At 55.2% G+C, this 12,730-nt stretch carries 1 protein-coding gene and 5 rRNA genes; all 6 read left to right on the forward strand.

Translation table 11 applies throughout. The features are described 5' to 3' along the window. The first annotated feature begins 175 nt into the window (after positions 1-175). The 6 genes from B384_RS0112175 (at position 176) to B384_RS0112205 (ending at position 12,578) form a co-directional block, all read left to right on the forward strand. A 16S ribosomal RNA gene (locus B384_RS0112175) occupies positions 176-1,702 on the forward strand. 531 nt (positions 1,703-2,233) lie between these two features. Continuing rightward, positions 2,234-5,398, forward strand: a 23S ribosomal RNA gene (locus B384_RS0112180). 208 nt (positions 5,399-5,606) lie between these two features. Continuing rightward, positions 5,607-5,723 (forward strand): 5S ribosomal RNA (gene rrf, locus B384_RS0112185). A gap of 638 nt (positions 5,724-6,361) precedes the next feature. Further along, on the forward strand, positions 6,362-6,598 hold the full coding sequence (locus tag B384_RS20645) for a hypothetical protein (protein WP_156809089.1): 237 nt from the start codon (positions 6,362-6,364) through the stop codon (positions 6,596-6,598). Positions 6,599-7,355: 757 nt separating this feature from the next. Further along, a 16S ribosomal RNA gene (locus tag B384_RS0112200) occupies positions 7,356-8,882 on the forward strand. Positions 8,883-9,413: 531 nt separating this feature from the next. Beyond that, positions 9,414-12,578: ribosomal RNA gene (locus B384_RS0112205) — 23S ribosomal RNA — on the forward strand. The 16S, 23S and 5S rRNA genes sit together here, the layout of an rRNA operon. Positions 12,579-12,730 lie beyond the last annotated feature (152 nt).

Genomic DNA, 12,730 nt, shown 5'->3' on the forward strand with positions numbered 1-12,730 from the left:
TTTGAGAACTCAATAGTGTGCCATGTTTGTTGATACCGATTGTTTTATTGATTGGTTGAATTTGGCTGCATGATGCTACCTCGGTGGTGTTGTGTGGTTGTTTTTGGCTGGTTTCGAATTTTGCGCGTGCCTGTTTACTGGTTTTTCCTGGTGGTGGGTGCGTGTCTGTAATGCATTTACGGAGAGTTTGATCCTGGCTCAGGATGAACGCTGGCGGCGTGCTTAACACATGCAAGTCGAACGATGATCCCAGCTTGCTGGGGGATTAGTGGCGAACGGGTGAGTAACACGTGAGTAACCTGCCCTTGACTCTGGGATAAGCCTGGGAAACCGGGTCTAATACTGGATATGACCTTCTGGCGCATGCCATGTTGGTGGAAAGCTTTATTGCGGTTTTGGATGGACTCGCGGCCTATCAGCTTGTTGGTGGGGTAATGGCCTACCAAGGCGACGACGGGTAGCCGGCCTGAGAGGGTGGACGGCCACACTGGGACTGAGACACGGCCCAGACTCCTACGGGAGGCAGCAGTGGGGAATATTGCACAATGGGCGCAAGCCTGATGCAGCGACGCCGCGTGGGGGATGAAGGCCTTCGGGTTGTAAACCTCTTTCAGTAGGGAAGAAGCGAAAGTGACGGTACCTGCAGAAGAAGCGCCGGCTAACTACGTGCCAGCAGCCGCGGTAATACGTAGGGCGCAAGCGTTATCCGGAATTATTGGGCGTAAAGAGCTCGTAGGCGGTTTGTCGCGTCTGCCGTGAAAGTCCGGGGCTTAACTCCGGATCTGCGGTGGGTACGGGCAGACTAGAGTGATGTAGGGGAGACTGGAATTCCTGGTGTAGCGGTGAAATGCGCAGATATCAGGAGGAACACCGATGGCGAAGGCAGGTCTCTGGGCATTAACTGACGCTGAGGAGCGAAAGCATGGGGAGCGAACAGGATTAGATACCCTGGTAGTCCATGCCGTAAACGTTGGGCACTAGGTGTGGGGGACATTCCACGTTTTCCGCGCCGTAGCTAACGCATTAAGTGCCCCGCCTGGGGAGTACGGCCGCAAGGCTAAAACTCAAAGGAATTGACGGGGGCCCGCACAAGCGGCGGAGCATGCGGATTAATTCGATGCAACGCGAAGAACCTTACCAAGGCTTGACATGAACTGGAACAGCGCAGAGATGTGTTGGCCGCTTGCGGCCGGTTTACAGGTGGTGCATGGTTGTCGTCAGCTCGTGTCGTGAGATGTTGGGTTAAGTCCCGCAACGAGCGCAACCCTCGTTCTATGTTGCCAGCGCGTTATGGCGGGGACTCATAGGAGACTGCCGGGGTCAACTCGGAGGAAGGTGGGGACGACGTCAAATCATCATGCCCCTTATGTCTTGGGCTTCACGCATGCTACAATGGCCGGTACAAAGGGTTGCGATACTGTGAGGTGGAGCTAATCCCAAAAAGCCGGTCTCAGTTCGGATTGAGGTCTGCAACTCGACCTCATGAAGTCGGAGTCGCTAGTAATCGCAGATCAGCAACGCTGCGGTGAATACGTTCCCGGGCCTTGTACACACCGCCCGTCAAGTCACGAAAGTTGGTAACACCCGAAGCCGGTGGCCTAACCCCCTTGTGGGGAGGGAGCTGTCGAAGGTGGGACCGGCGATTGGGACTAAGTCGTAACAAGGTAGCCGTACCGGAAGGTGCGGCTGGATCACCTCCTTTCTAAGGAGCACCTCGAATGACGCGCCGATCCTGTGTGGTTGGTGTGGGGTTCGTAGGAGTATGGCCTATTGCGCGGGCGTTTGTTCCGCGGTGGGCTGCTCAAGGGTGGAATATCAATGGATAGGTGCCTGGTGGCGCTGGCTGGTTGCAGAGTACGATCGCCTTTTGGTGGTGTGGAAATGGTTCTGGTTGGTGGTGATTGGGTTATCGTATGGCACACTGTTGGGTCCTGAAATAACAGGGCTCTGATTGTCGTGGACAAGTGTTCTGCTGGTTTGGTGCGTCGTTGTGGCGTGTCGGGTTGGTGGGGTGTTGTTTGTGGGGGTTGGGGTGCTGGGGTTTCTGGTTTTTCCCTGCCATGGCAGCGGGATCCTCGTGTTTGGGGGTTTTGGTTGGTGGTGTGGGGTTGTTGGTTGAGAACTGCATAGTGGACGAGAGCATCTTAAAAATAAGAAGCAATTTCAAAAAATCTTGGTTTCAGACTTTTAGTTTGATGCCATGGTTTTCTCGATATGTTTTTTGATCTTTTGTGGTCAAGTTTTTAAGGGCACACGGTGGATGCCTTGGCATCAAGAGCCGAAGAAGGACGTGGGAATCTGCGATAAGCCTGGGGGAGTCGATAACCGGACTGTGAGCCCAGGATTTCCGAATGGGGAAACCCCGCCTGGCCAGCGATGGACCGGGTGACCCGCATCTGAACACATAGGGTGCGTGGAGGGAACGTGGGGAAGTGAAACATCTCAGTACCCACAGGAAGAGAAAACAATAGTGATTCCGTTAGTAGTGGCGAGCGAACGCGGATGAGGCTAAACCAGTGGTGTGTGATAGCCGGCGGGCGTTGCATCACTGGGGTTGCGGGACTTTCCGTTCTGATTCTGCCGGATCAGTGAAATGAGTGCAGGCGTATAGGTGAACGGTCTTGAAAGGCCGGCCGGAGAGGGTGTAAGTCCCGTAACCGTAATGCGTGCTGCCGTTTGGAGAGTATCCCAAGTAGTACGGGGCCCGAGAAATCCCGTGCGAATCTGCCAGGACCACCTGGTAAGCCTAAATACTCCTTGATGACCGATAGCGGACAAGTACCGTGAGGGAAAGGTGAAAAGTACCCCGGGAGGGGAGTGAAACAGTACCTGAAACCGTGTGCCTACAATCCGTCAGAGCGTTGCCATCCTTTCGGGGGTGGTGGTGTGATGGCGTGCCTTTTGAAGAATGAGCCTGCGAGTTAGTGTTACGTCGCGAGGTTAACCCGTGTGGGGAAGCCGTAGCGAAAGCGAGTCTGAATAGGGCGAGTGAGTGGCGTGATCTAGACCCGAAGCGAAGTGATCTACCCATGGCCAGGTTGAAGCGACGGTAAGACGTCGTGGAGGACCGAACCCACTTCAGTTGAAAATGGAGGGGATGAGCTGTGGGTAGGGGTGAAAGGCCAATCAAACTTCGTGATAGCTGGTTCTCCCCGAAATGCATTTAGGTGCAGCGTTGCGTGTTTCTTACCGGAGGTAGAGCTACTGGATGGCTAATGGGCCCTACAAGGTTACTGACGTCAGCCAAACTCCGAATGCCGGTAAGTGAGAGCGCAGCAGTGAGACTGTGGGGGATAAGCTTCATAGTCGAGAGGGAAACAGCCCAGACCACCAACTAAGGCCCCTAAGCGTGTGCTAAGTGGGAAAGGATGTGGAGTTGCGAAGACAACCAGGAGGTTGGCTTAGAAGCAGCCATCCTTGAAAGAGTGCGTAATAGCTCACTGGTCAAGTGATTCCGCGCCGACAATGTAGCGGGGCTCAAGTACACCGCCGAAGTTGTGGATTTCAGATATTAGCTAAGCCGGAGACTTGTTCTCCTGAGTTCAGGCGTCTGGAGTGGTAGGGGAGCGTCGTGTGGGCGGTGAAGTCGCGGTGTAAACCAGCGGTGGAGCCTACACGAGTGAGAATGCAGGCATGAGTAGCGAAAGACGGGTGAGAAACCCGTCCGCCGAATGATCAAGGGTTCCAGGGTCAAGCTAATCTGCCCTGGGTAAGTCGGGACCTAAGGCGAGGCCGACAGGCGTAGTCGATGGACAACGGGTTGATATTCCCGTACCGGCGAAAAACCGCCCATACTGAGCAGGGGATACTAACCGCCCAATACCTGACTGCCCACCCTTCGGGGTGACGTGGTTTTTGGTGGAGCGCGGGACCTGATCCTGGGAGGTAAGCGTATTAACAGGTGTGACGCAGGAAGGTAGCCGGGCCGGGCGATGGTTGCCCCGGTCTAAGGATGTAGGAGGGACCATAGGCAAATCCGTGGTCCTGGTTTGGATACCGTCTCTGAGACCCGATGGGCCCCGTTATGCGGGGATCCGGTGATCCTATGCTGCCTAGAAAAGCATCGGCGCGAGGTTTTAGCCGCCCGTACCCCAAACCGACACAGGTGATCAGGTAGAGAATACTAAGGCGATCGAGAGAATTATGGTTAAGGAACTCGGCAAAATGCCCCCGTAACTTCGGGAGAAGGGGGGCCTCACCCGTGACCAACACTTGCTGTTGTGAGCGTTGTGGGGCCGCAGAGACCAGGGGGAAGCGACTGTTTACTAAAAACACAGGTCCGTGCGAAGTCGCAAGACGATGTATACGGACTGACTCCTGCCCGGTGCTGGAAGGTTAAGAGGACCGGTTAGTGCCCTTCGGGGTGCGAAGCTGGGAATTTAAGCCCCAGTAAACGGCGGTGGTAACTATAACCATCCTAAGGTAGCGAAATTCCTTGTCGGGTAAGTTCCGACCTGCACGAATGGAGTAACGACTTCCCCGCTGTCTCAACCATAAGCTCGGCGAAATTGCACTACGAGTAAAGATGCTCGTTACGCGCAGCAGGACGGAAAGACCCCGAGACCTTCACTATAGTTTGGTATTGGTGTTCGGTGTGGCTTGTGTAGGATAGGTGGGAGACTGTGAACCCTGGACGCTAGTTCAGGGGGAGTCATCGTTGAAATACCACTCTGGTCATACTGGATATCTAACTTCGGCCCGTAATCCGGGTCAGGGACAGTGCCTGATGGGTAGTTTAACTGGGGCGGTTGCCTCCTAAAAAGTAACGGAGGCGCCCAAAGGTTCCCTCAGCCTGGTTGGCAATCAGGTGTCGAGTGTAAGTGCACAAGGGAGCTTGACTGTGAGAGAGACATCTCAAGCAGGGACGAAAGTCGGGACTAGTGATCCGGCGGTACATTGTGGAATGGCCGTCGCTCAACGGATAAAAGGTACCTCGGGGATAACAGGCTGATCTTGCCCAAGAGTCCATATCGACGGCATGGTTTGGCACCTCGATGTCGGCTCGTCGCATCCTGGGGCTGGAGTAGGTCCCAAGGGTTGGGCTGTTCGCCCATTAAAGCGGTACGCGAGCTGGGTTTAGAACGTCGTGAGACAGTTCGGTCCCTATCCGCTGCGCGCGCAGGAAATTTGAGAAGGGCTGTCCTTAGTACGAGAGGACCGGGACGGACGAACCTCTGGTGTGTCAGTTGTACTGCCAAGTGCACCGCTGATTAGCTACGTTCGGATGGGATAACCGCTGAAAGCATCTAAGCGGGAAGCCTGCTTCGAGATGAGATTTCCATACACATTTGTGTGAGAGGCCCCCAGCCAGACCACTGGGTTGATAGGCCGGACGTGGAAGCAAGGACTAACGACTTGTGAAGCTGACCGGTACTAATAAGCCGATAACTTACACCACACACACCACCCGTGAACGGCATCAAAAGACGTTCACACCAAGGATGGTGTAAAGATATGCTGCTTTCGTCCACTATGCGGTTCCCAACCAACAACAGGAACCAAAAAACACAACACAATACAGGTATATACTGTTCAAGTTGTAACCAAAAAAGACTTCCCACCCCACACGGCTCACACAGCCAGTGCAGGGGAACGGGTAAAAGGGTTACGGCGGTCACAGCGTGGGGGAAACGCCCGGTCCCATTCCGAACCCGGAAGCTAAGACCCACAGCGCCGATGGTACTGCACCCGAGAGAGTGTGGGAGAGTAGGACACCGCCGGACAACCATTAGACGAAAGGCCCCACCACCGGTGGGGCCTTTCGCACTTAACCCACCACACCCCAAACACACACCACCATCGACCTGGCGAGCGAGTGGCGTCTCAGCGATTCCTTGGAAAGTCCGGGAACGGAAGTGGTCCGATTCAACCGGTCGTGGCGTCCACGATCTGCATGCGCCTCCGTTCCGGATAGCTGCGTGAGTGCATGGTGCTTTCCAATGCGGAGACTGCTAGCCGGCACCGGCGGTTCAGGACCGGGGTCAGGGTCCGCATCCGTGAAAACACTGCCGTGAAAACATGGACCAGATTCGGTGGTCTCGACTCGACAGCTGGACCCCGTTCTTCCCCGCTGCGGTAGTTCGCCTGGGAGCTCGTCGGTGATAGGCCGGTACCTGTACCTCGGATCATCAGCGTCGGTCTCCAGCGTTGAACTGACCAGATACGCATCGGCAATGTTTTGGTTAGTGACCAGCTGGGTTTGCACCGGCAATAGGTCTCTCGTGCCAAATACGGGCAGCCAGGCGCGGAAGCTCATTTTGCTGTTCCTGTAGCCGGTCGCCTTTCCTTAGATGCCTACCTCGGTGGAGTCCTTCGTTGCAGGACGTGATCAGGTGTCCTTGTGATCCGCGATGGTTAGCCGATGGTCTCAACGTTGCCCAGGTCGGGCGGAAGATCTGCCAGCATCTTTGCGCGAGTTGTCGGTCTGGGGCTGGGGCTGGGGCTGGGGCTGGTGGCAGGGTGCCGGGGACTGGGCCCCGGGGGCCGGATGGCCCTCCCTCAGATTCTCAATCGCGGGACCTTCCTGGGTACCGCGGTGACGGCTCAATTTCCGACCGTCACCAATGCAGCGATCGGTCAGGGTGGAGACACCGACTGATTGCTACCTGCCCAGGGGAGATGCCCGATGCACATGTCTGGCTATACCCGGACATTGCAGTAGCGATGGAGCGGCATCGAACGGCGGGCAAGGGCAATTATCGAACCATCGCGGACACAACTACGCACCATCGCAAAAGCGCTCGCGCGGTATTCAGAGAACAGTTGACGGGCGCCCATCTGCGTGATGCACGGCACACTGTCTCATGGCCGCTTTTCCGGCTCGGCCTGCCGTTGATGGGGCGCCGGGCAGGCACCTTGATCGGTGCCGTTACTGGGGAATGGGCGCGTTTCCGGGGTGGGAGGTGATGATGAAAGGGCCGATTTGGTAGCGGTCCATATGGTGTGTAAAGTAGAACAAGTCGCCGCCGCTTCTGCGGAAAAATAGCGACCGACCCCTTACAAACAGCCTGGAAATGGCATGCTTTTGGCATGCGGATGACGGGTAGGGAACCGCTTGGTTGAGCTGCAGATTACGACAATGTTGATTTGCTAAAGCTTCCAAGTTCGGGTAAGTTTGAAAAGTTGCTCCGGAGCGATGATGGAACTGTTTGGTTCTGTTTGGTGCCGGGTGTGTCTGTTGTTTGAGAACTCAATAGTGTGCCATGTTTGTTGATACCGATTGTTTTATTGATTGGTTGAATTTGGCTGCATGATGCTACCTCGGTGGTGTTGTGTGGTTGTTTTTGGCTGGTTTCGAATTTTGCGCGTGCCTGTTTACTGGTTTTTCCTGGTGGTGGGTGCGTGTCTGTAATGCATTTACGGAGAGTTTGATCCTGGCTCAGGATGAACGCTGGCGGCGTGCTTAACACATGCAAGTCGAACGATGATCCCAGCTTGCTGGGGGATTAGTGGCGAACGGGTGAGTAACACGTGAGTAACCTGCCCTTGACTCTGGGATAAGCCTGGGAAACCGGGTCTAATACTGGATATGACCTTCTGGCGCATGCCATGTTGGTGGAAAGCTTTATTGCGGTTTTGGATGGACTCGCGGCCTATCAGCTTGTTGGTGGGGTAATGGCCTACCAAGGCGACGACGGGTAGCCGGCCTGAGAGGGTGGACGGCCACACTGGGACTGAGACACGGCCCAGACTCCTACGGGAGGCAGCAGTGGGGAATATTGCACAATGGGCGCAAGCCTGATGCAGCGACGCCGCGTGGGGGATGAAGGCCTTCGGGTTGTAAACCTCTTTCAGTAGGGAAGAAGCGAAAGTGACGGTACCTGCAGAAGAAGCGCCGGCTAACTACGTGCCAGCAGCCGCGGTAATACGTAGGGCGCAAGCGTTATCCGGAATTATTGGGCGTAAAGAGCTCGTAGGCGGTTTGTCGCGTCTGCCGTGAAAGTCCGGGGCTTAACTCCGGATCTGCGGTGGGTACGGGCAGACTAGAGTGATGTAGGGGAGACTGGAATTCCTGGTGTAGCGGTGAAATGCGCAGATATCAGGAGGAACACCGATGGCGAAGGCAGGTCTCTGGGCATTAACTGACGCTGAGGAGCGAAAGCATGGGGAGCGAACAGGATTAGATACCCTGGTAGTCCATGCCGTAAACGTTGGGCACTAGGTGTGGGGGACATTCCACGTTTTCCGCGCCGTAGCTAACGCATTAAGTGCCCCGCCTGGGGAGTACGGCCGCAAGGCTAAAACTCAAAGGAATTGACGGGGGCCCGCACAAGCGGCGGAGCATGCGGATTAATTCGATGCAACGCGAAGAACCTTACCAAGGCTTGACATGAACTGGAACAGCGCAGAGATGTGTTGGCCGCTTGCGGCCGGTTTACAGGTGGTGCATGGTTGTCGTCAGCTCGTGTCGTGAGATGTTGGGTTAAGTCCCGCAACGAGCGCAACCCTCGTTCTATGTTGCCAGCGCGTTATGGCGGGGACTCATAGGAGACTGCCGGGGTCAACTCGGAGGAAGGTGGGGACGACGTCAAATCATCATGCCCCTTATGTCTTGGGCTTCACGCATGCTACAATGGCCGGTACAAAGGGTTGCGATACTGTGAGGTGGAGCTAATCCCAAAAAGCCGGTCTCAGTTCGGATTGAGGTCTGCAACTCGACCTCATGAAGTCGGAGTCGCTAGTAATCGCAGATCAGCAACGCTGCGGTGAATACGTTCCCGGGCCTTGTACACACCGCCCGTCAAGTCACGAAAGTTGGTAACACCCGAAGCCGGTGGCCTAACCCCCTTGTGGGGAGGGAGCTGTCGAAGGTGGGACCGGCGATTGGGACTAAGTCGTAACAAGGTAGCCGTACCGGAAGGTGCGGCTGGATCACCTCCTTTCTAAGGAGCACCTCGAATGACGCGCCGATCCTGTGTGGTTGGTGTGGGGTTCGTAGGAGTATGGCCTATTGCGCGGGCGTTTGTTCCGCGGTGGGCTGCTCAAGGGTGGAATATCAATGGATAGGTGCCTGGTGGCGCTGGCTGGTTGCAGAGTACGATCGCCTTTTGGTGGTGTGGAAATGGTTCTGGTTGGTGGTGATTGGGTTATCGTATGGCACACTGTTGGGTCCTGAAATAACAGGGCTCTGATTGTCGTGGACAAGTGTTCTGCTGGTTTGGTGCGTCGTTGTGGCGTGTCGGGTTGGTGGGGTGTTGTTTGTGGGGGTTGGGGTGCTGGGGTTTCTGGTTTTTCCCTGCCATGGCAGCGGGATCCTCGTGTTTGGGGGTTTTGGTTGGTGGTGTGGGGTTGTTGGTTGAGAACTGCATAGTGGACGAGAGCATCTTAAAAATAAGAAGCAATTTCAAAAAATCTTGGTTTCAGACTTTTAGTTTGATGCCATGGTTTTCTCGATATGTTTTTTGATCTTTTGTGGTCAAGTTTTTAAGGGCACACGGTGGATGCCTTGGCATCAAGAGCCGAAGAAGGACGTGGGAATCTGCGATAAGCCTGGGGGAGTCGATAACCGGACTGTGAGCCCAGGATTTCCGAATGGGGAAACCCCGCCTGGCCAGCGATGGACCGGGTGACCCGCATCTGAACACATAGGGTGCGTGGAGGGAACGTGGGGAAGTGAAACATCTCAGTACCCACAGGAAGAGAAAACAATAGTGATTCCGTTAGTAGTGGCGAGCGAACGCGGATGAGGCTAAACCAGTGGTGTGTGATAGCCGGCGGGCGTTGCATCACTGGGGTTGCGGGACTTTCCGTTCTGATTCTGCCGGATCAGTGAAATGAGTGCAGGCGTATAGGTGAACGGTCTTGAAAGGCCGGCCGGAGAGGGTGTAAGTCCCGTAACCGTAATGCGTGCTGCCGTTTGGAGAGTATCCCAAGTAGTACGGGGCCCGAGAAATCCCGTGCGAATCTGCCAGGACCACCTGGTAAGCCTAAATACTCCTTGATGACCGATAGCGGACAAGTACCGTGAGGGAAAGGTGAAAAGTACCCCGGGAGGGGAGTGAAACAGTACCTGAAACCGTGTGCCTACAATCCGTCAGAGCGTTGCCATCCTTTCGGGGGTGGTGGTGTGATGGCGTGCCTTTTGAAGAATGAGCCTGCGAGTTAGTGTTACGTCGCGAGGTTAACCCGTGTGGGGAAGCCGTAGCGAAAGCGAGTCTGAATAGGGCGAGTGAGTGGCGTGATCTAGACCCGAAGCGAAGTGATCTACCCATGGCCAGGTTGAAGCGACGGTAAGACGTCGTGGAGGACCGAACCCACTTCAGTTGAAAATGGAGGGGATGAGCTGTGGGTAGGGGTGAAAGGCCAATCAAACTTCGTGATAGCTGGTTCTCCCCGAAATGCATTTAGGTGCAGCGTTGCGTGTTTCTTACCGGAGGTAGAGCTACTGGATGGCTAATGGGCCCTACAAGGTTACTGACGTCAGCCAAACTCCGAATGCCGGTAAGTGAGAGCGCAGCAGTGAGACTGTGGGGGATAAGCTTCATAGTCGAGAGGGAAACAGCCCAGACCACCAACTAAGGCCCCTAAGCGTGTGCTAAGTGGGAAAGGATGTGGAGTTGCGAAGACAACCAGGAGGTTGGCTTAGAAGCAGCCATCCTTGAAAGAGTGCGTAATAGCTCACTGGTCAAGTGATTCCGCGCCGACAATGTAGCGGGGCTCAAGTACACCGCCGAAGTTGTGGATTTCAGATATTAGCTAAGCCGGAGACTTGTTCTCCTGAGTTCAGGCGTCTGGAGTGGTAGGGGAGCGTCGTGTGGGCGGTGAAGTCGCGGTGTAAACCAGCGGTGGAGCCTACACGAGTGAGAATGCAGGCATGAGTAGCGAAAGACGGGTGAGAAACCCGTCCGCCGAATGATCAAGGGTTCCAGGGTCAAGCTAATCTGCCCTGGGTAAGTCGGGACCTAAGGCGAGGCCGACAGGCGTAGTCGATGGACAACGGGTTGATATTCCCGTACCGGCGAAAAACCGCCCATACTGAGCAGGGGATACTAACCGCCCAATACCTGACTGCCCACCCTTCGGGGTGACGTGGTTTTTGGTGGAGCGCGGGACCTGATCCTGGGAGGTAAGCGTATTAACAGGTGTGACGCAGGAAGGTAGCCGGGCCGGGCGATGGTTGCCCCGGTCTAAGGATGTAGGAGGGACCATAGGCAAATCCGTGGTCCTGGTTTGGATACCGTCTCTGAGACCCGATGGGCCCCGTTATGCGGGGATCCGGTGATCCTATGCTGCCTAGAAAAGCATCGGCGCGAGGTTTTAGCCGCCCGTACCCCAAACCGACACAGGTGATCAGGTAGAGAATACTAAGGCGATCGAGAGAATTATGGTTAAGGAACTCGGCAAAATGCCCCCGTAACTTCGGGAGAAGGGGGGCCTCACCCGTGACCAACACTTGCTGTTGTGAGCGTTGTGGGGCCGCAGAGACCAGGGGGAAGCGACTGTTTACTAAAAACACAGGTCCGTGCGAAGTCGCAAGACGATGTATACGGACTGACTCCTGCCCGGTGCTGGAAGGTTAAGAGGACCGGTTAGTGCCCTTCGGGGTGCGAAGCTGGGAATTTAAGCCCCAGTAAACGGCGGTGGTAACTATAACCATCCTAAGGTAGCGAAATTCCTTGTCGGGTAAGTTCCGACCTGCACGAATGGAGTAACGACTTCCCCGCTGTCTCAACCATAAGCTCGGCGAAATTGCACTACGAGTAAAGATGCTCGTTACGCGCAGCAGGACGGAAAGACCCCGAGACCTTCACTATAGTTTGGTATTGGTGTTCGGTGTGGCTTGTGTAGGATAGGTGGGAGACTGTGAACCCTGGACGCTAGTTCAGGGGGAGTCATCGTTGAAATACCACTCTGGTCATACTGGATATCTAACTTCGGCCCGTAATCCGGGTCAGGGACAGTGCCTGATGGGTAGTTTAACTGGGGCGGTTGCCTCCTAAAAAGTAACGGAGGCGCCCAAAGGTTCCCTCAGCCTGGTTGGCAATCAGGTGTCGAGTGTAAGTGCACAAGGGAGCTTGACTGTGAGAGAGACATCTCAAGCAGGGACGAAAGTCGGGACTAGTGATCCGGCGGTACATTGTGGAATGGCCGTCGCTCAACGGATAAAAGGTACCTCGGGGATAACAGGCTGATCTTGCCCAAGAGTCCATATCGACGGCATGGTTTGGCACCTCGATGTCGGCTCGTCGCATCCTGGGGCTGGAGTAGGTCCCAAGGGTTGGGCTGTTCGCCCATTAAAGCGGTACGCGAGCTGGGTTTAGAACGTCGTGAGACAGTTCGGTCCCTATCCGCTGCGCGCGCAGGAAATTTGAGAAGGGCTGTCCTTAGTACGAGAGGACCGGGACGGACGAACCTCTGGTGTGTCAGTTGTACTGCCAAGTGCACCGCTGATTAGCTACGTTCGGATGGGATAACCGCTGAAAGCATCTAAGCGGGAAGCCTGCTTCGAGATGAGATTTCCATACACATTTGTGTGAGAGGCCCCCAGCCAGACCACTGGGTTGATAGGCCGGACGTGGAAGCAAGGACTAACGACTTGTGAAGCTGACCGGTACTAATAAGCCGATAACTTACACCACACACACCACCCGTGAACGGCATCAAAAGACGTTCACACCAAGGATGGTGTAAAGATATGCTGCTTTCGTCCACTATGCGGTTCCCAACCAACAACAGGAACCAAAAAACACAACACAATACAGGTATATACTGTTCAAGTTGTAACCAAAAA

It is taken from the genome of Arthrobacter sp. TB 23, from assembly GCF_000294595.1.
Taxonomy (GTDB): Bacteria; Actinomycetota; Actinomycetes; order Actinomycetales; family Micrococcaceae; genus Arthrobacter_D.